The sequence below is a fragment of the Enterobacter cloacae complex sp. P43RS genome, assembly GCF_014930585.1.
Taxonomy (GTDB): Bacteria; Pseudomonadota; Gammaproteobacteria; order Enterobacterales; family Enterobacteriaceae; genus Enterobacter; species Enterobacter bugandensis.
In genome coordinates this window covers 57497-76864 of the sequence record NZ_JADBRJ010000003.1, presented here as the reverse complement: position 1 = coordinate 76864, position 19368 = coordinate 57497, and the positions used below count along the sequence as shown (strand labels likewise).

Here is a 19368-nt window from a genome sequence, read left to right as displayed (position 1 = left end):
AATTTTTAAAGCGCGTTTATAAGACAGGATCGAAAATGAAAAAGAGCACTCTGGCATTAGTGGTTATGGGCGTGGTGGCTTCCGCATCTGTTCACGCAGCAGAAGTTTATAATAAAAACGGTAATAAACTGGACGTGTACGGCAAAGTGAAAGCTATGCACTATATCAGTGATGATGACACCAAAGATGGTGACCAGACTTACGTTCGTTTCGGTTTTAAAGGCGAAACCCAGATTAACGATCAGCTGACGGGCTACGGCCGTTGGGAAGCTGAATTCGCAGGTAACAAAGCTGAAAGCGACTCCTCGCAGAAAACACGTCTGGCGTTCGCCGGTATTAAACTGAAAGACTTTGGTTCACTGGATTACGGTCGTAACCTGGGCGCGCTTTATGACGTCGCGGCATACACCGATATGTTCCCTGAGTTCGGCGGTGACGGCCTGGCACAGACCGACAACTTCATGACGAAACGTGCCTCCGGACTGGCCACCTACCGCAATACCGACTTCTTTGGCATGGTAGACGGTCTTGATATGACCCTGCAGTACCAGGGCAAAAACGAAAACCGCGACGTGAAAAAGCAGAACGGTGACGGCTTTGGTACGTCTCTGGCCTATGACTTCGGCGGCAGCGATTTCTCCGTCATTGGTGCTTATGCCAGCTCCGATCGCACCAACGCGCAGAACCTGCAGGCGCGCGGTGAAGGTAAAAAAGCCGAGGGCTGGGCAACCGGTCTGAAATACGACGCGAACGATATTTACCTGGCCACTATTTATTCTGAAACCCGCAATATGGCCCCTATCTCCGGTGGTTTTGCAAATAAAGCGCAAAACTTCGAAGTGGTTGCGCAATATCAGTTTGACTTTGGTCTGCGCCCATCCGTGGGTTATGTACAGTCCAAAGGTAAAGATATCGAAGGCATTGGCGACGAAGATATCGTGAAATATATTGACGTGGGCGCCACGTATTACTTCAACAAAAACATGTCCGCGTTTGTTGATTATAAAATCAACCAGATTGACGACGATAATAAGCTGGGCGTGAGCAGCGATGATATCGTTGCGCTGGGTGTGACGTATCAGTTCTAAGATTATCCAAATAAGAAAATCCCGGCATACAAGCCGGGATTTTTTTGCCCAGGGTAAATGCGGTCTGCTGCCCTCACCCCGGCCCTCTTCCACAGGAAGAGGGAAAAACCATTACGCGGTCAGCTTCACCGCTTCGCTGGAAAAGTCATCCGCAGGCTCGAACTTAAGGTCCAGGGTGGCCAGCAGCGCGCTCGCTTTGTCGTGGAACTCTTTCAGGGTGTATTCCAGGCGATCGATCACTTCCTGATCTTTGATGGTAGTAGCCTGCCAGTTACCGTCTTTGTTAAACAGGCCAAACTGATAGCTATACGTAAAACGTTTCTCCTCTGCTTCCATTTCCATCCACCAGCCCCAGAATTCACGTTTTTCGGGCGCAGGCTTCACGTTGACGCATACAGCCAGGCAGTCGAAAAAAAAGCGATTCTCTTCACACTGCTCTTCTCGAATATACGGGCCGAGAGCCATAAATTTCTTAATCAGCCTACTTTTCGGGTGTCCACTCGGTAACGTCATTGCGATCTCCTTTTGTGAAGCCACTGTTTTACCAAACCAGCGAAATTTAGCAATCTATTAACACACTCTCTGGGCGATCCAGCGCGTGATCTCTTTCAAGGCTTTGTCAAAATTCTGATACACCGGGCTGAACGGCACCTCAAGCAATTTGCCATCCGCAGATGACGAAGTGATTAAGCGTGACTCTTCCTCCGGGCTGAACGGATCGTTTTTCCAGAAACCGGACAGCATCGGCGTCGGGCAGCGGCGTCCAAGCAACCCTTGCGTTTTTAACGAGTAGCGATTGAGTTCGACGCGCAGCGCTTCGTCTGAGGCATCATGCATGCCAAGTCGACTGGCAAGGACGTCCAGATACATCTCCGGCACGCTGCCCTGACGGGCAGGATCGCTGAGCAGGGCGTGAACCACCGGGCCCAGGCAGGCGACGGCCTTCAGACGTGAAGATTCAAGGTAAGCCAGACGCACCGCAACGTTGGCACCAAAACGGAAGCCGAACGCCGCGACGCGGGTGTGGTCAACCCACGGAACATTTTCCAGCGCTTTAAGCGCATGCTGGTGCAGCAGGCTCGAATCCTGCGTTAACTTCCACTTTGATGAGAATCCAATAGAAGGCATATCGAGCGTCAGCATCGCGATCCCTTTTGGTGCGAAGTAGCGCTCATACAGGCTGTAATAGTCGATTTGCAGGGAATCCAGCCCGCCGCACATTAGCACGGTCGGGAACGGGCCGTCGCCTTCAGGCATGTGCAGGAACCCGGTGACGGGCGCACCGCCCGGAACGGCGAACTCAAGCTCGCGCATCTGACCCGGCAGGCGTTGAGCAGCCTCCTCATAGGCACGATTCGCCAGCGCCTGAGCCTGCTCGGCCAGCTCATCCCCTTTCAAATGCGGATAGGCGGCGATGGCGTAGAGGTTGGCCGCATGCAGCCAGTGCTTGCCGCTTCGCGTGGCATCCTCTTCCTGGCTGGCTTTTTGCTGCCAGAGCATCGCCTGTTTAGACCATTCGTAGATCCAGTTCCCGCCCCGGTAGCCCACCACCGTGTCGTAGAGCTCGCTGTCAGTACGCTCCGACTCGCTCATTACGATACGCGCCTGCACGTCGAGGATTTCACGGGGATCGATACCGCGCCAGATCCACATCAGGCGGTTAATCATGCGATACCAGTGGGGCACGTTTTTACCGTCTAAAGCGGACTGGACGGCAGGCATGGTTCCCGGATTAAACCGACGGACCAGCGTCGACGTTTCAGGGTGTTTGAAACGGGGTTTGAAGAGAGTCTCGGTGAGATTCGCCTGCGTCATTGCGTTGCCTCCATGGATACGTCATATAGTGCCCATTGTAACGCGTGGCGGGATAAAAAGAACAACGCCCGGCATAGCCGGGCGTGTAAAGTTACGTACTGAAATTAACGGCCTGAAATAGGCGGTACGAAGACCACGCCCATATCCCACGGCTGTTCAATCCAGGTATCCTGTGGGATATCAATCACGTAATCGTCGACCAGCGGACGGCCAGCAGGCTTCGCAAAGATAGTGACGAAGTGCGCTTTCGGGTACATTTCGCGAATTGCGACCGCTGTACCGCCGGTGTCCACCAGATCGTCGATAACGATGAAGCCTTCACCGTCGCCTTCAGCGCGTTTCAGCACTTTCAGCTCACGCTGGTTATCATGGTCATAGCTGGAGATGCAGACGGTATCGACATGACGAATACCCAGCTCACGTGCCAGCAGCGCCCCCGGTACCAGACCGCCACGGCTGACGGCAATAATGCCTTTCCACTGTTCGGAAGGCATCAGACGCGCAGCCAGTTTGCGTGCGTGAATCTGCAACATGTCCCAGGTGACGACGTATTTTTCGCTCATGTGAAGTGTCCCAGCCTGTTTTTATACGGCTTAAAAAGTGTTCGAGGGGGAAATAGGTTGCGCGAGATTATAGAGATCTGACGCACTAAAAACCAGTGTTTAGCGCTTCCTGCCTGAGTTTTTACATGCTTTATGCTACCAGCCAGCAGAGAAAGTGGTATTCTCAGGTGCATCTCGCAAGCCTGACTTGTGGTAACTATTAACCTGCTAACCCTGTGGCCTGCAACCCTGTTTGCAGCGCCTCGACAAGGAGACTTATCGTGTCTGAACTGTCTCAATTATCTCCGCAGCCGCTGTGGGATATTTTTGCCAAAATTTGCTCCATTCCACACCCTTCCTACCATGAAGAACAGCTTGCCGAACATATTATGGGTTGGGCGAAGGAAAAAGGTCTGCACGCAGAGCGCGACCAGGTTGGCAACATTCTGATCCGCAAACCGGCTACCGCAGGCATGGAAAACCGTAAACCGGTTGTACTGCAGGCGCACCTGGACATGGTGCCACAGAAAAACAACGACACCGTTCATGACTTCACTAAAGACCCAATCCAGCCGTACATCGATGGCGACTGGGTAAAAGCGCGCGGCACCACCCTGGGCGCGGACAACGGCATCGGTATGGCCTCTGCGCTGGCGGTGCTGGCTGACGACAGCGTTGAACACGGTCCGCTGGAAGTGCTGCTGACCATGACCGAAGAAGCGGGCATGGACGGCGCGTTCGGTCTGCAGGCGAACTGGCTGCAGGCGGATATCCTGATCAATACCGACTCCGAAGAAGAAGGTGAGATCTACATGGGCTGCGCGGGCGGGATTGATTTCATCTCTACCCTGGCGCTGTCACGCGAAGCGATCCCTGCGGGCTTCCAGACCTTCAAGCTGACGCTGAAAGGGCTGAAAGGCGGTCACTCCGGCGGTGATATTCACCTGGGCCTGGGTAACGCCAACAAACTGCTGGCGCGCTTCCTGGCGGGCCACGCGGCCGAGCTGGACCTGCGTCTGGTGGACTTCAACGGCGGCACCCTGCGCAACGCGATCCCACGCGAAGCCTTTGCCACCGTGGCGGTGCCAGCGGCGAAAGCGGACGAGCTGAAAAAACTCTCCAGCGTCTACCTGGATATCCTGAAAAACGAACTGTCAGCGAAAGAGAAGAACCTGACCGTGGTGCTGGAATCCGTGTCTACGGATAAAGCCGCCCTGACCGCGCAGTCTCGCGACAGCTTCGTTCAGCTGCTGAACGCGACGCCAAACGGCGTGATTCGCAACTCTGACGTGGCGAAAGGCGTGGTGGAAACCTCTCTGAACGTGGGCGTGGTGACCATGAGCGACGACAGCGCGGAAATTATCTGCCTGATCCGCTCCCTGATCGACAGCGGTAAAGAGTATGTGGTGAGCATGCTGGAATCTCTGGGTGCGCTGGCGGGCGCGAAAACCTCCGCCAAAGGCAGCTACCCTGGCTGGCAGCCGGATGCAAGCTCTCCGGTGATGGCGCTGGTGCGTGAAACTTATCAGCGTCTGTTCAACAGCACCCCGAACATCCAGGTGATCCACGCGGGTCTGGAATGTGGTCTGTTTAAGAAGCCGTATCCGGACATGGACATGGTTTCCATCGGGCCAACCATTACCGGTCCACACTCGCCGGATGAGCAGGTTCATATTGAAAGCGTCGGCCATTACTGGACGCTGTTGACGGAACTGCTGAAGGCGATCCCTGCGAAGTAATTTGTCGTCTGTTGCCCGGCGGCGCTACGCTTGCCGGGCCTACGATGAGTGTAATCTACAATCCCAAAACCAGCTGACGCTCCAGCTGTGGATCCAGCAGCGTGACGTGCAGTCCCACCAGCCTCACCCCTCGTCCGCCTCGTCGTTCTTCCCACGCCTTTTTCGCCGTTGCGATAAGATCTTCTTTGTTCAGGCGCGGCCAGACGTGCTCCTGCGTCGTCTGCTGAAAGTCGTTAAATTTCAGCTTGATGCCCTGTCGGGCAATCAGTAAATCAGGCTTTACTTTGATCAGGCGTCGTTCCAGCTCCGGATAGAGCTGTTCCGTAATAATGGTTTCGCATTCCGACCAGTCATGGATGTCTTCGCTCAGCGTGCGCTCAACCCCGACCGATTTACGAAGCCGTTCGTTGTTTACATCGCGGTCGTCAATGCCCTGACTGCGCTCCCACAGCACGCGGCCAAACTTCCCAAAGCGCTTGAGCAGCATAGCCAGGTCGCTTCGCTGCACGTCTTCGCAGGTGCGTAACCCCATACTTTCCAGCTTCGCGGCGGAGACTTTGCCTACGCCGGGGATTTTGCCAAGCGGCAGCGTTTTTAAAAACGCCGGGACCTCTTCAGGGGTGATGACGTACTGGCCGTTGGGTTTATTTAAATCGGAAGCAATTTTGGCGAGAAATTTTACCGGCGCGACGCCTGCCGACGCGGTGAGATTCAGCTCGTTGAAAATGGTCTGGCGGATCTCCTGCGCCATCAGGGTAGCGGAGCCGTGACAGTGCAGGCTGTCGGTGACGTCCAGATAGGCTTCGTCCAGCGAAAGCGGTTCAATCAGTGAGGTGTAGCGGGAGAAGATTTCGCGTATATGGTTTGAGGCTTCTTTATAGGCGTCAAAGCGCCCTGGCAAAAGAGTAAGGTGCGGACACAGTTTCAGCGCCATCGCCGTCGGCATGGCGCTGCGCACGCCAAATTTGCGTGCAGGATAGTTGGCGGTGCTGATCACACCGCGCTGAACGCGGCTGCCGCCAATGGCGATGGGAATATCCCGCAGCGCCGGGTTGTCACGCATCTCCACTGCGGCAAAAAAGCAGTCCATATCGACATGGATTATTTTGCGCATCGGTCATACCACACATGTATTTATATACAGTATAACAAAAGGCAAAAAATGCGTCAGCTATTTTCCTTACTCACGGTTGTCATATAAACGTGTTACAAACATTCGTAATAAAACCTTTATATACATACATTTAGGTAATCAATGGAGCGTAATTATTCATGAAGAAAATTCTCTCGATTTCGTTACTGTTTCTGGCGAGTGCTGCATCTGCTAGCCCTGCGATCGTTGCCCACCGGGGCGGGACTGCGGATGCACCTGAAAATACCCTGCCAGCCATTAAGCTCGCCCTCGAAAACAAAGCAGATATCGTCTGGATTACCGTGCAGTTAAGTCGGGATGGCGTACCGGTTCTCTATCGACCTGCCGATCTGAAAGGGTTAACTAATCTGCAGGGAAAGGTGTCACAGTATACCGCTGAAGAACTGGCAAAAGCGGATGCCAGCGTGAAGTGGAAAGATAAGGGCCTGCCGGAAAACCTGCTTAATTCCCCGATACCGAGGCTGAAGTCGGTGCTGAGCGCCTGGCCAAATACGCGTTTTTTCATTGACATCAAATCGCCGGATGCCGATCCGGCGACAATGGGCAACGCGCTGCTTAACGTACTGAAAGAGACCAACAGCCTGAATCGCGTTCGCGTTTATTCAACCGAAGATCGCTATATGGAAGCATTGCCTGTCGAAATCCCCCGCTTTGTCACGCGCAGCGAAACCCGCACGCGTCTGGCCACGATTTCGTTGAGCCATGAATGTCTGCCTCCTTCACAAAAAATGGACGATTACTGGTATGGGCTTGAGTTAAACCGAAAAGTAGAAGTGGTCGAGAAATTCACCTTAGGCGAAGGTGTCTCTCCTGCAACATTAACGTGGGACAAAGAGGCCGTTGACTGCTTCCGCTCTCAGGGCAATGCCCATCTGATTTTTATCGGCGTGAACTCTGAAGAGGATTACCAGAAGGCGAAAACACTGGGTGCCGAAGGGGTTCTTGTAGACTCACCAGCCAAAGCCAAAAGCTGGGCAAAATAAATGATAAAGGCCGCACGAAGCGGCCTTTTCCTAGATGATCCTCTGCTGATCCCGGGCCATCCGTTTTTTACGGGCATCACAGGGCTCCGGGCAGTCGCACACCTTTTCCATTCCGATGGAAGAGATACCTCCACAGCTGCCCTGAATGCTTTTACGCTTGATGATCCAGCCTAAAGACATACCGAACACCACCAGCAAAAACACCGCAAAGGTTGCCAGAAAGGTCAACATAATCAGCCTCCGAAATCATCAAGGAGGATGTTTTCATCTTCCACGCCGAGATCTTTGAGCATCTTGATCACGGCGGCGTTCATCATTGGCGGACCACACATATAGAACTCGCAGTCTTCCGGTGCCGGGTGCTGTTTGAGGTAGTTTTCATACAGTACGTTGTGAATGAATCCCGTATAGCCCGTCCAGTTATCTTCCGGCTGCGGATCGGAGAGCGCCACGTGGAAGGTAAAGTTCGGATTCTCGCGCGCCAGCTGTTCAAACTCATCGTCGTAGAACATTTCGCGCAGCGAGCGCGCACCATACCAGAAGCTGATTTTACGCTTGCTGCCGAGACGCTTGAGCTGGTCAAAGATGTGCGAGCGCATAGGGGCCATACCCGCACCGCCGCCGATAAAGACCATTTCCGCGTCGGTATCTTTAGCAAAAAACTCGCCGAACGGACCGGAGATCGTCACTTTGTCGCCTGGCTTAAGGGACCAGATATACGACGACATCACGCCCGGCGGCGCGTCAGGCACGTTTGGCGGCGGCGTGGCGATACGCACGTTGAGCATGATAATGCCCTTCTCTTCCGGGTAGTTAGCCATGGAATAGGCGCGCAGCGCGGGCTCTTTTACCTCGGAAACAAAGCGGAAGAGATTAAATTTATCCCAGTCGGCCCGGTACTCATCGGGCACGTCGAAGTCCGCATACGCCACGGTGTGCGCCGGACACTCAATCTGGATATACCCACCTGCACGGAACGGGACGCTCTCCCCTTCAGGGACACGCAGCTTGAGCTCTTTAATAAACGTGGCTTTGTTATCGTTCGAGATAACCTCGCACTCCCATTTTTTCACGCCGAAAATCTCTTCCGGCAGCTCAATCTTCATGTTCTGACGCACCGCGACCTGGCACGCCAGGCGGCACCCCTCTTTCGCTTCACGTTTCGTGATATGTGACAGTTCAGTAGGCAGAATATCACCGCCCCCCTCTTTCACCGTCACACGGCACTGCCCGCATGAGCCGCCTCCACCGCAGGCTGACGAGACAAAAATCCCGTTGCCCGAGAGCGTATTAAGCAATTTGTCCCCTGCCGGAGTGCGGATCTGGTTCTGCGGATCGTCATTGATATCAATGATCACATCCCCGGAATTAACCAGCTTTGCGCGCGCCGCCAGAATCAGCCCTGACAGCACCAGTACTATCAGCGTGAACATCACCACGCCAAGAATAATTTCCATCTGTTAGCCCTTATAGCTGCACACCGGAGAAGGACATAAAGCCCAACGCCATCAGGCCGGTGGTGATAAAGGTGATCCCTAAGCCACGCAGCCCCGCAGGCACGTTGGCATATTTCATTTTTTCACGGATCCCCGCCATGGTGACAATCGCCAGCATCCAGCCGATACCGGAACCGAAGCCGTACACCACCGATTCACTGAAGTTGTAATCGCGCTGAACCATAAACGAGACGCCACCGAAGATGGCGCAGTTCACCGCGATCAGCGGCAGGAAGATCCCCAGAGCGTTGTACAGCGACGGGAAATACTTATCGAGGATCATCTCCAGGATTTGTACCAGCGCCGCAATCACCCCGATGAAGGTGATGAAGTTCAGGAAGCTAAGATCGACGCCTTCCACCAGCGCGCCGTCCCGCAGCACGAAGTTGAACACCAGGTTGTTAATCGGAACCGAAAGCCCCAGCACAACGGTGACCGCCACACCCAGGCCAAATGCCGTCGAGACCTTTTTAGAGACGGCAAGGAAAGTACACATGCCCAGGAAGAAGGCGAGCGCCATGTTTTCAACAAACACCGCGCGCACAAATAAACTCAGGTAATGAGCCATTGTCGGTTACTCCTTTTCCTGCTGTTCAGGCTTCAACGTACGAATCAGCCAGATCAGCAAACCGATAATGAAAAACGCGCTTGGGGCCAGCAGGAACAGGCCGTTCGGCAGATACCAGCCGCCGTTCTGTACCGTATCCAGCACCTGAACGCCAAACAGCTTGCCGCTGCCAATCAGCTCGCGCAGGAAACCGACCGTCAGCAGGATCACGCCGTAGCCCAGGCCGTTGCCGATACCATCCATAAAGCTCGCCAGCGGCGGCATTTTCATGGCGTAGGCTTCAGCGCGCCCCATCACGATGCAGTTGGTGATAATCAGGCCGACAAACACCGAAAGCTGCTTCGAGGTTTCGTAGGCAAAAGCGCGCAGCAGCTGATCGACCACGATCACCAGCGAGGCGATGATCGCCATCTGCACGATGATCCTCACGCTGTTGGGGATGTGGTGGCGGATCATCGAGATAAACATGCTGGAAAACGCCGTCACCAGCGTTACCGCCAGCGTCATCACCACCGCCGTTTCCAGCTTGGTCGTTACCGCCAGAGCCGAGCACACACCCAGCACCTGCAGGGTTATCGGGTTATTGGCTAAAAGTGGGCCAATAAGCACTTTTTTAACTTCTTTCAGTTCACCCGTATCAGCCATTGTTCAGCGCTCCTTCACGTACGTTCTTCAGGAAGGGACCAAAGCCCAGTTCACCCATCCAGAAATCAAAACTGTGCTGCACCCCGTTAGAGGTGAGTGTGGCGCCGGAAAGACCGTCAACAGCGAATTCATCCCCAGGACGCGCGCCTCCTTTCACCACCTTCAGCGCAGGCTGACCGTTATCATTGAGCACTTTTTTACCGATAAACTGCGCACGCCAGTTAGGGTTTTCCACTTCGCCACCCAGCCCCGGCGTTTCGCCCTGATCGTAATAAGTAATACCTTTGACCGTGCGGCCATCGGTATCCAGTGCCACAAACGCATACATCATTGACCATAAGCCGTTGCCGTAGATGGGCAACACGATTTCCTGTATGCGCTTCTGCTCGTCACGGACGAGGTAAATTTCCGCGACATTGCTGCGGCGCTTAATGCCAGCCGGATCCTGCGAGGCGTCAAGCACGGTGCTCATCTGCGGATCCTTTAATGCCAGCGCCTGGTTATATTTCGCCGGGTCTTTATCCATCAGCTCGCCGGTTTTTAAATCCACCAGCCGTGCGGTAATGCGTTCAGCAAACACGGCCGCGACGTCGTCCTTCGTCATGCCTTCCTGCATCAGCCCGGCAACGGCCAGGATGTTACGCTGTTTATCCAGCGCGCGCTGTTCCTGCTGCAGCGGCTTTAACCCTACGGCGGAACCGGCAACCACGATGGAACAGACCAGACACAGCACCAAAACCACCAGCAGCGTTTTGCTGATGCTGTCGTTATTTTTAACCTCAGCCACGCGCCTTCCTCCGCTTAATGTTGGCGCGCACGACCAGGTAGTCGAACAGCGGCGCAAACAGGTTGGCAAACAGAATGGCCAGCATCATCCCTTCCGGATAGGCCGGGTTGACCACGCGAATCAGTACACACATCACGCCAATGAGCGCGCCGTAGCACCATTTCCCCCTGTCGGTAAAGGAGGCCGAGACGGGATCGGTGGCCATGAACATCATGCCAAACGCAAAACCGCCCAGCACCAGGTGCCAGTACCACGGCATGGAGAACATCGGGTTCGTGTCTGAACCAATGAGGTTGAACAGCGTGGCGGTAAGCACCATGCCGAGCATAACGCCCGCGACGATGCGCCAGGACGCCACGCGGCCAAAGAGGATGATGGCCCCGCCGATTAAAATCATCAGGGTAGATACTTCGCCAATGGAGCCCGGAATGTTGCCAAGAAACGCGTCGAACCAGGTTACGGGCTGGCCGGTAGCATTGTTGACCAGCGTTTCACCGCCGCCTGCCGCCCACTGTGAAAGTGGCGTCGCGCCGGAGAAACCGTCCGCAGCCGTCCACACCAGGTCGCCCGAAATCTGCGCCGGGTAAGCAAAGAACAAGAACGCACGCCCCGCCAGCGCCGGGTTGAGGAAGTTACGTCCGGTGCCGCCGAAAATCTCTTTGGCAATCACCACGCCAAAGCTGATCCCCATCGCCGCCTGCCAGAGCGGCAGAGTAGGCGGAACAATCAGCGCAAACAGAATGGAGGTCACGAAGAAGCCTTCGTTGATCTCGTGTTTGCGGATGATGGCGAACAGCACTTCCCAGAAGCCGCCCACGATAAAGACGGTCATGTAGATCGGCAGGAAGAAGACGGCCCCCAGCGTCATCATGCTGACCCAGCCTGCATCAGCCGCAAAGCTGACCCCCAGCGACTGCGCCAGACGATAGTGCCAGTCAGACTGGATCACCTGCGCCAGCTGCTGGGCGTCGTACATATGATGCAGCGCCGGAATGGTTTGCAGACCAACGTTGTACATGCCCCAGAACATGGCCGGGAAAACCGCAAACCACACCAGGATCATCATGCGTTTCAGATCGATGGCATCGCGCACGTGCGCTGCCCCTTTCGTCACCAGACCCGGAGTGTAGAAAATAGTCGTCGTCGCTTCATACAGCGGGTAATACTTTTTGAGCTTCCCTTCGGTAAAGTGCGGCTCAATTTTTTCAAAGAGGTGTTTTAATCCCATGGTTATCCTTCCTGCTCAATGCGGGTTAACACCTCGCGCAATACGGGTCCATATTCGTATTTACCCGGACACACATAGGTACAGAGCGCCAGATCTTCTTCATCCAGTTCCAGGCAACCGAGCGCCTGCGCGCCGTCGGTATCGCATGCCAGAAGATCGCGCAGCAGCACGGTAGGCAGAATATCCAGCGGCATTACACGTTCGTAGTTGCCAATCGGAACCATCGCGCGCTCGCCGCCGTTCGTGCTGGTCGAGAAGTTAAAGAGCTTATGACGCAGAAAGTGGCCAAGCGTGGTGCGGGTGACGGAGTATTTTTCTGCGCCAGGCAGAACCCAGCCGAACAGCTCTTTCTCACGCCCTTCCAGAACGACGCTCACCTGAAGATGGAAACGTCCCAGGTACGCGTGCGCATTGACAGCGCGGCGGCCGCTGAGTACCGAACCGGAAATGAGGCGGTTTTCACCCTCTTTCGTTTCCCCTGCCAGCAGTTCATTAATGTCTGCTCCCAGAAGCGTCTTAACCAGACGCGGGTTTGCGGCCTGCGGCCCGCCGATGGCGATAATCCGTTCAGCGCAGAGTTCACCCGTAGTAAAGAGCTTACCGATGGCAATGACATCCTGATAATTAAGGTGCCAGACCTGTTTTTTAAGGCCCACCGGCTCAAGGAAGTGGATATGGGTCCCGACCAGACCCGCCGGATGCGGGCCGGAAAATTCATTAAACGTAACCTGTCCCTGCGGATGGCCGCCAAGCTTGCCGCCGCTGGCCTGGCAAACGTGCACTTTTCCAGGCGTCAGGCGAGTCAGAACGGTCAGCCCGGCATCAAAGGCTTTACGCTGCGCCAGGATAATGGGCTGCGGGTCTGCGCTGAGTGGGTTGGTGTCGATGGCCGTCACGAAAAGGGCAGCCGGGGCGGTATCAGGAACGGGTGATTTGCTGAAAGGACGCGTACGCAGCGCCGTCCACAGGCCGGACGCGAGCAGCTGAGCCTGCACATCTTCGCGGCTAAGCGTCGCGAGGTCTGCCGCATCATAACGAGCAAACTCACGCTGTTCATCGCCTTCAATGCGGATTACCACCGACTGCAGCACGCGGCGCTCGCCGCGGTTGATCGCTACCACGGTGCCGCTGGCGGGGGCCGTGAACATGACGCCGGGATTTTTTTTGTCTTCAAAGAGCGCCTGCCCTTTGATCACGCGATCGCCCTCCTGCACCAGCATTGAAGGACGCATGCCCAGATAATCGTCACCTAAAATTGCGACATGACGGACGCTTGCGCCACACGAGACGTGCTGCTCAGGCACGCCTGCAATCGGCAAATTAAGTCCTTTTTTTATTTTAAACATGTGGTTAGCAGGTTTCCATAAACAACAATCCAGTGGGCGCAAAGTGTAACATTTTCCCCTTCTCTCGGGCAGGGGATCCACGGTCGGGCGCGCCAAAATGCGAGCTATTACGCAAAGTTCCTGGAGCCAGCGCATTTTTGATGGTTTATAAAGTAAAACTAATTTGTAAACTCACCGCCCGGCTCTTGCGAAAATCTATAGCGGTGCTAATGTGAGCGCACCTAACAGAATAATCTGATTTCGGGTCTCTTTTGCCGTCCTGGCAAGTTAGTCCAGGTTTTATCAAGGAATTTGTAGTATGCGTAAAATCGCATTGTTCATTGCGATGCTTCTGATTCCGTGCATGTCGTTTGCCGGGCTGCTCAGCAGCAACAGCTCCACCACGCCGATCAGCAAAGAATATAAACAGCAGTTAATGGGATCCCCGGTTTATATTCAAATCTTCAAGGAAGAGCGCACGCTCGATCTGTTTGTAAAAATGGGCGAAACATATCAGCTGCTTGATAGCTACAAAATTTGTAACTATTCCGGCGGGCTGGGCCCGAAACAGCGTCAGGGCGATTTCAAAAGCCCGGAAGGTTTTTACAACGTTCAGCGTAACCAGTTAAAGCCGGATAGCCGCTTCTATAAAGCCATCAACATCGGTTTCCCGAACGCCTATGACCGTGCTCACGGTTATGAAGGGAAATACCTGATGATCCACGGTGCCTGCGTGTCTGTCGGCTGCTACGCGATGACCGACTCCGGCATTGATGAGATTTTCCAGTTCGTAACCGGCGCACTGGTCTTTGGGCAGCCTAACGTTCAGGTCAGCATCTATCCGTTCCGCATGACCGATGCCAATATGGCGCGCCATAAGTACTCTTACTACGCCGATTTCTGGAAACAGCTGAAGCCGGGTTATGACTACTTTGAGCAGACCCACAAGCCGCCGGTAGTCTCTATCGTCGATGGCCGTTACGTGGTCAGCAAACCGCTGAGCCACGAAGTCGTCCACCCGCAGCTGGCGTCAAATTACACGGTCCCCGAGACAAAATAGCACCCACTCGCCTGGCATAATCTTTTGCCAGGTTTCGTTGCCCGTCAGCGGCTGCGTTGCAATAACGGTGACCACATCGTTCGGTGTGGTCTCTTTCTGAAAATCTATCTCCACATCCTGATCGAGCAGCGTAGCAACGCCAAACGGCGCGCGGCGCGTGATCCAGAAGAGATTCGTCGAGCAGAACGCCATCACGTAGCGCCCGTCAGACAACAGCATGTTAAACACGCCTTTTTCACGCAATTCGGCTGCCAGCGTCGCGATGTATTTGAATACGGCGGCCATATTGCCGGGCGTGCGCGGATAACGTTCCGTCAGCTTATGCAGCAGCCAGCAGAAGGCCTTCTCGCTGTCCGTTTCGCCCACCGGGCGGAAGTTGCCCGTTTCCAGAGATTTATAGCCCGTAAGCTGCCCGTTGTGCGCGTAGGTCCAGTTACGGCCCCACAGCTCGCGGGTAAAGGGATGGGTATTTTCCAGCGCAACTTCGCCGCGGTTTGCCTGGCGAATATGCGCGATCACCGAACAGGATTTAATGGGATAGTCCTGCACCAGTTTGGCAATCGGTGAGTTAAAGCTGGGCTGTGGATCTTTGAACGTGCGACACCCTTTGCCTTCATAGAAGGTGATGCCCCAGCCGTCTTTATGCGGCCCGGTTCCCCCACCGCGCTGAACCAGCCCGGTGAAGCTAAAGCAGATATCGGTTGGCACATTGGCGCTCATCCCGAGCAGTTCGCACATACATCACCTCCACAACAGCGGGGGGCACCGGTGCCCCCCAGCGAAGCCTTACTTAACCATCTCTTTTTCGATCAGCTGGATCAGGATGTGGATCACTTTGATGTGAATTTCCTGAACGCGATCTGCATAGCCGAAGTGCGGAACGCGAATTTCGATATCCGCCGTACCGTCCATCTTACCGCCATCTTTCCCGGTCAGGGTGATCACCTTCATCCCTTTTTCACGCGCGGCGGCGATCGCTTTGATCACGTTCGCGGAGTTACCGGAGGTAGAGATACCCAGCAGCACGTCACCTTCACGGCCTACTGCCTCAACGTAGCGGGAAAAGATGTGGTCGTAACCGAAGTCGTTGCCTACGCAGGAGATATGGCTCACGTCGGAAATCGCAATCGCCGGGTAGCCCGGACGGTTTTCGCGATAGCGTCCGGTCAGCTCTTCGGCGAAGTGCATGGCGTCACAGTGGGAACCGCCGTTACCGCAGGAGAGCACTTTGCCACCGGCCTTAAAACTGTCGGCCAGCAGGACCGCCGCGCGCTGAATAGCGTGAATATTGGCATCATCTTTCAGAAAGTTCGCCAGCGTTTCCGCCGCTTCGTTCAGTTCGTTACGAATAAGATCCTGGTACATGAGGATAATCCTTCAGTATTGATGAAATAACACAGTGGAGTGTACCGGATAGCGGGAAAAGCGAGAAGCTAAAGCCATGCGAATCGTCCGGCGTTTTGATTTTTTGTGCCGGCGAAAACGCGAACAATGTGAACCAGGTTGTAATTATTTTGTAAACACATTGCTAAAGGAATTCACATCAACTACAACCATATCATCACAAGTGGTCAGACCTCCTACAAGCAAGGGAGCTTTTCTTTATGATGATTTTGAGCATTCTCGCAACCGTTGTACTGCTCGGTGTGTTGTTCTATCACCGCGTCAGTTTATTCCTGAGCAGCCTGATTCTTCTGGCCTGGACGGCTGCGCTTGGCGTCGCAGGTCTCTGGAATATCTGGATTTTGGTCCCTCTTGCCATCATTCTGCTGCCGTTTAACCTGGCCCCGATGCGTAAGTCGATGATCTCCGCGCCGGTATTTAAAGGCTTCCGCAAAGTGATGCCGCCGATGTCGCGCACCGAGAAAGAAGCGATTGATGCGGGCACCACCTGGTGGGAAGGCGATCTGTTCCAGGGCAACCCGGACTGGAAAAAGCTGCACAACTATCCGCAGCCACGCCTGACCGCCGAAGAACAGGCCTTTATTGACGGCCCGGTGGAAGAAGCGTGCCGCATGGCGAACGACTTTGCTATCACCCACGAAATGGCCGACCTGCCGCCGGAGCTGTGGGCGTACCTGAAAGAGCATCGCTTCTTCGCGATGATCATTAAGAAAGAGTACGGCGGTCTTGAGTTCTCCGCTTACGCGCAGGCTCGCGTGCTGCAAAAGCTGGCGGGCGTCTCCGGGATCCTGGCGATTACCGTCGGCGTACCGAACTCCTTAGGCCCGGGCGAACTGCTGCAGCATTACGGTACGGAAGAGCAGAAAGATCACTATCTGCCGCGACTGGCGCGGGGTCAGGAAATCCCGTGCTTCGCGCTGACCAGCCCGGAAGCAGGCTCCGATGCAGGCGCAATCCCGGATACCGGCGTGGTCTGTATGGGCGAGTGGCAGGGCCAGCAGGTGCTGGGCATGCGCCTGACCTGGAACAAACGCTATATCACCCTGGCGCCTATCGCCACCGTGCTGGGCCTGGCCTTTAAGCTCTCCGACCCGGAAAAACTGCTGGGCGGTGAAGAGGATCTGGGCATTACCTGTGCGCTGATCCCAACCTCTACGCCGGGCGTTGAAATTGGTCGTCGTCACTTCCCGCTGAACGTGCCGTTCCAGAACGGTCCGACCCGCGGCCAGGATATCTTCGTGCCGATTGACTACATCATCGGCGGCCCGAAAATGGCCGGTCAGGGCTGGCGCATGCTGGTGGAATGTCTGTCGGTGGGTCGCGGTATTACCCTGCCGTCGAACTCAACCGGCGGCCTGAAGTCCGTCGCGATGGGAATTGGCGCTTATGCCCACATTCGCCGTCAGTTCAAAATCTCCATCGGCAAGATGGAAGGTATCGAAGAGCCGCTGGCACGCATCGCGGGCAACGCCTACGTGATGGACGCCGCTGCATCCCTGATTACCTACGGCATTATGCTGGGCGAAAAACCGGCCGTGCTGTCCGCGATTGTGAAGTACCACTGTACCCATCGCGCGCAGCAGTCGATCATTGACGCGATGGATATCGCGGGCGGTAAAGGCATTATGCTCGGCGAAGGCAACTTCCTGGCGCGCGGCTATCAGGGCGCACCGATTGCCATCACCGTGGAAGGGGCCAACATCCTGACCCGCAGCATGATGATCTTCGGCCAGGGTGCGATTCGCTGCCATCCGTACGTGCTGGAAGAGATGGCCGCTGCGCAGAATAACGACGTGGACGCCTTCGACAAGCTGCTGTTCAAACATATCGGTCACGTGGGCAGCAACAAGGTGCGGAGCTTCTGGCTGGGCCTGACGCGCGGCCTGACCAGTGCGACGCCAACCGGCGATGCGACCAAACGTTACTACCAGCATCTGAACCGTCTGAGCGCCAACCTGGCTCTGCTGTCCGACGTTTCCATGGCGGTGCTGGGCGGTAGCCTGAAGCGTCGCGAGCGTATCTCCGCCCGTCTGGGCGACGTGCTGAGCCAGATCTTCCTGGCCTCTGCGGTGCTGAAACGCTACGACGACGAAGGCCGTCAGGAAGCGGATCTGCCGCTGGTGCACTGGGGCGTGCAGGATGCGATGTATCAGGCGGAACAGGCGATTGACGACCTGCTGGCGAACTTCCCGAACCGCTTCGTGGCTGGCGCTCTGCGCGTGGTGATCTTCCCGACCGGTCGTCATCATCTGGCGCCGTCCGACAAGCTGGACCACAAAGTGGCGAAGATCCTACAGGTTCCGAGCGCCACCCGCTCCCGCATTGGCCGCGGTCAGTATCTGGCACCAACGCCGCATAACCCGGTGGGCCTGCTGGAAGAGGCGCTGCTGGACGTGATGGCCGCCGACCCGATTCACCAGAAAATCTGCAAACAGGTGGGTAAAAACCTGCCGTTTACCCGTCTGGACGAACTGGCGAAACAGGCGCTGGCCGGTGGCATTATCAATAACGACGAAGCTGCACTGCTGGTGAAAGCCGAAGAGAGCCGTCTGCGCAGTATTAACGTGGATGATTTCGAACCGGAAGAGCTGGCGACGCAGCCGGTAAAGCTGCCGGAGAAGCACCGCAAACCTGAAGCGGCATAACCCGCTTCGCTCTGACAAACCCCGCCCGGTGCGGGGTTTTTTATTGCCACATTTTCTCGTAATGACGTGCTACAGTGTCAAAAAGGGGTCGTTTGAGGAGTCTGTATCGTGCCTGGTTTGAAGATTTCGATTTTGCAGCAGCCTTTAGTGTGGATGGATGGCCCTGCCAACCTGCGCCACTTTGATCGTCAACTGGAAGAGATTACCGGGCGAGATGTGATTGTCCTGCCGGAGATGTTTACCACCGGCTTTGCGATGGAAGCGGCGAAACAGTCGATGCCCCAGGAAGAGGTGGTCGCCTGGATGCATGCCAAAGCGCAGCAAACCAACGCGCTGATCGCCGGGAGCGCCGCACTGCAGACGGAACGCGGCCCAGTGAACCGCTTCCTGCTGGTTGAGCCGGAAGGAAAGGTGCATTTTTACGATAAACGCCACCTGTTCCGCATGGCCGATGAACATCATCATTATGAAGCCGGTAACGAGCGCGTGGTGTTCGAGTGGCGCGGCTGGCGTATTCTGCCGCTGGTCTGCTACGACCTGCGCTTCCCGGTATGGTCGCGCAACCGCAACGATTACGACCTGGCGCTGTACGTCGCCAACTGGCCCGCGCCGCGCTCGCTGCACTGGCAGGCGCTGCTGGTGGCTCGCGCGATTGAAAACCAGGCGTACGTGGTGGGCTGTAACCGCGTGGGGACGGACGGCAACGGCCACCACTACCGCGGCGACAGCCGGGTGGTGACCCCTCAGGGCGAGATCATCGCCACCGCCGAACCGCATCAGGCGACGCGCATTGATGCTGAATTATCGTTAACGGCGCTGAAGGAGTATCGCGAGAAGTTCCCGGCGTGGCAGGATGCGGATCCGTTTAGCATTGGGTGAAAAAATGCCGG

General features: G+C 55.5%; 19 protein-coding genes. 6 read left to right on the top strand and 13 right to left on the bottom strand.

Features of this window, described 5'->3' with window-relative positions:
• Positions 1-35: 35 nt before the first annotated feature.
• Positions 36-1088 (top strand): phosphoporin PhoE, encoded by a 1053-nt coding sequence (phoE, locus tag IM294_RS07370; protein WP_028012086.1) that lies wholly within the window; start codon positions 36-38, stop codon positions 1086-1088.
• 111 nt (positions 1089-1199) lie between these two features.
• Here the strand turns inward: phoE and crl are convergent, their stop codons facing one another.
• The 3 genes from crl to gpt all read right to left on the bottom strand — a co-directional run bounded on the left by crl (position 1200) and on the right by gpt (position 3466).
• Positions 1200-1601, bottom strand: a complete 402-nt coding sequence (crl, locus tag IM294_RS07365) for a sigma factor-binding protein Crl (protein WP_008500249.1) — start codon at positions 1599-1601, stop codon at positions 1200-1202.
• Between the two features lie 57 nt (positions 1602-1658).
• The gene (frsA, locus tag IM294_RS07360; protein WP_028012084.1) at positions 1659-2903 is read right to left on the bottom strand and encodes an esterase FrsA; all 1245 of its coding nucleotides are present in this window, start codon (positions 2901-2903) and stop codon (positions 1659-1661) included.
• A 104-nt stretch (positions 2904-3007) separates the two neighbouring features.
• Complete coding sequence (gene gpt / locus IM294_RS07355) at positions 3008-3466, bottom strand: xanthine phosphoribosyltransferase (protein WP_003863205.1); 459 nt, start codon at positions 3464-3466, stop codon at positions 3008-3010.
• A gap of 260 nt (positions 3467-3726) precedes the next feature.
• On the opposite strand from gpt, the gene pepD reads away from it, so the two are divergent.
• Positions 3727-5184: a cytosol nonspecific dipeptidase gene (pepD, locus tag IM294_RS07350; protein WP_126818280.1), complete on the top strand. Its 1458-nt coding sequence runs from the start codon at positions 3727-3729 to the stop codon at positions 5182-5184.
• 55 nt (positions 5185-5239) lie between these two features.
• Here pepD and dinB read toward each other — a convergent pair whose 3' ends face one another.
• The gene (gene dinB, locus IM294_RS07345; protein WP_041911133.1) at positions 5240-6298 is read right to left on the bottom strand and encodes a DNA polymerase IV; all 1059 of its coding nucleotides are present in this window, start codon (positions 6296-6298) and stop codon (positions 5240-5242) included.
• 158 nt (positions 6299-6456) lie between these two features.
• Between dinB and IM294_RS07340 the strand changes: the two genes are divergently transcribed.
• Positions 6457-7320, top strand: a complete 864-nt coding sequence (locus tag IM294_RS07340; protein ID WP_126818279.1) for a glycerophosphodiester phosphodiesterase family protein — start codon at positions 6457-6459, stop codon at positions 7318-7320.
• Positions 7321-7350: 30 nt separating this feature from the next.
• Here the strand turns inward: IM294_RS07340 and nqrM are convergent, their stop codons facing one another.
• Genes nqrM through IM294_RS07305 form a run of 7 tightly spaced genes read right to left on the bottom strand, consistent with a single transcriptional unit; the run spans position 7351 to position 13390 of the window.
• Positions 7351-7551 (bottom strand): (Na+)-NQR maturation NqrM, encoded by a 201-nt coding sequence (nqrM, locus tag IM294_RS07335; protein ID WP_041911135.1) that lies wholly within the window; start codon positions 7549-7551, stop codon positions 7351-7353.
• A gap of 2 nt (positions 7552-7553) precedes the next feature.
• Positions 7554-8777: an NADH:ubiquinone reductase (Na(+)-transporting) subunit F gene (gene nqrF, locus IM294_RS07330; protein ID WP_045259789.1), complete on the bottom strand. Its 1224-nt coding sequence runs from the start codon at positions 8775-8777 to the stop codon at positions 7554-7556.
• 10 nt (positions 8778-8787) lie between these two features.
• Complete coding sequence (nqrE, locus tag IM294_RS07325) at positions 8788-9384, bottom strand: NADH:ubiquinone reductase (Na(+)-transporting) subunit E (RefSeq protein ID WP_003863217.1); 597 nt, start codon at positions 9382-9384, stop codon at positions 8788-8790.
• Positions 9385-9390: 6 nt separating this feature from the next.
• Entirely contained in the window at positions 9391-10029 is a 639-nt protein-coding gene (locus IM294_RS07320; protein WP_028012078.1) for an NADH:ubiquinone reductase (Na(+)-transporting) subunit D, read from the bottom strand.
• On the bottom strand, positions 10022-10816 hold the full coding sequence (locus IM294_RS07315; RefSeq protein ID WP_041911137.1) for a Na(+)-translocating NADH-quinone reductase subunit C: 795 nt from the start codon (positions 10814-10816) through the stop codon (positions 10022-10024). The genes IM294_RS07320 and IM294_RS07315 overlap by 8 nt, the downstream gene beginning before the upstream one ends.
• Entirely contained in the window at positions 10809-12044 is a 1236-nt protein-coding gene (locus IM294_RS07310) for an NADH:ubiquinone reductase (Na(+)-transporting) subunit B (protein ID WP_028012076.1), read from the bottom strand. Before IM294_RS07310 ends, IM294_RS07315 begins: the two co-directional genes overlap by 8 nt.
• Before the next feature lie 2 nt (positions 12045-12046).
• A complete protein-coding gene (locus IM294_RS07305; RefSeq protein ID WP_126818278.1) occupies positions 12047-13390 on the bottom strand; it encodes a Na(+)-translocating NADH-quinone reductase subunit A in 1344 nt (447 codons plus the stop codon).
• Positions 13391-13688: 298 nt separating this feature from the next.
• Here IM294_RS07305 and dpaA point away from each other — a divergent pair, with 298 nt between their 5' ends.
• Positions 13689-14429, top strand: coding sequence for a peptidoglycan meso-diaminopimelic acid protein amidase (gene dpaA / locus IM294_RS07300; protein WP_041911140.1), 741 nt, complete (start codon positions 13689-13691; stop codon positions 14427-14429).
• Here dpaA and IM294_RS07295 read toward each other — a convergent pair.
• A complete protein-coding gene (locus IM294_RS07295; protein WP_028012073.1) occupies positions 14400-15167 on the bottom strand; it encodes a class II glutamine amidotransferase in 768 nt (255 codons plus the stop codon). The genes dpaA and IM294_RS07295 overlap by 30 nt on opposite strands.
• 48 nt (positions 15168-15215) lie before the next feature.
• Positions 15216-15794 (bottom strand): D-sedoheptulose 7-phosphate isomerase, encoded by a 579-nt coding sequence (gene lpcA, locus IM294_RS07290; protein WP_003863232.1) that lies wholly within the window; start codon positions 15792-15794, stop codon positions 15216-15218.
• A gap of 239 nt (positions 15795-16033) precedes the next feature.
• Between lpcA and fadE the strand changes: the two genes are divergently transcribed.
• Complete coding sequence (gene fadE / locus IM294_RS07285) at positions 16034-18478, top strand: acyl-CoA dehydrogenase FadE (RefSeq protein ID WP_126818277.1); 2445 nt, start codon at positions 16034-16036, stop codon at positions 18476-18478.
• Positions 18479-18586: 108 nt separating this feature from the next.
• Entirely contained in the window at positions 18587-19357 is a 771-nt protein-coding gene (locus tag IM294_RS07280) for an amidohydrolase (protein WP_126818276.1), read from the top strand.
• The last annotated feature ends 11 nt before the right edge of the window (positions 19358-19368 follow it).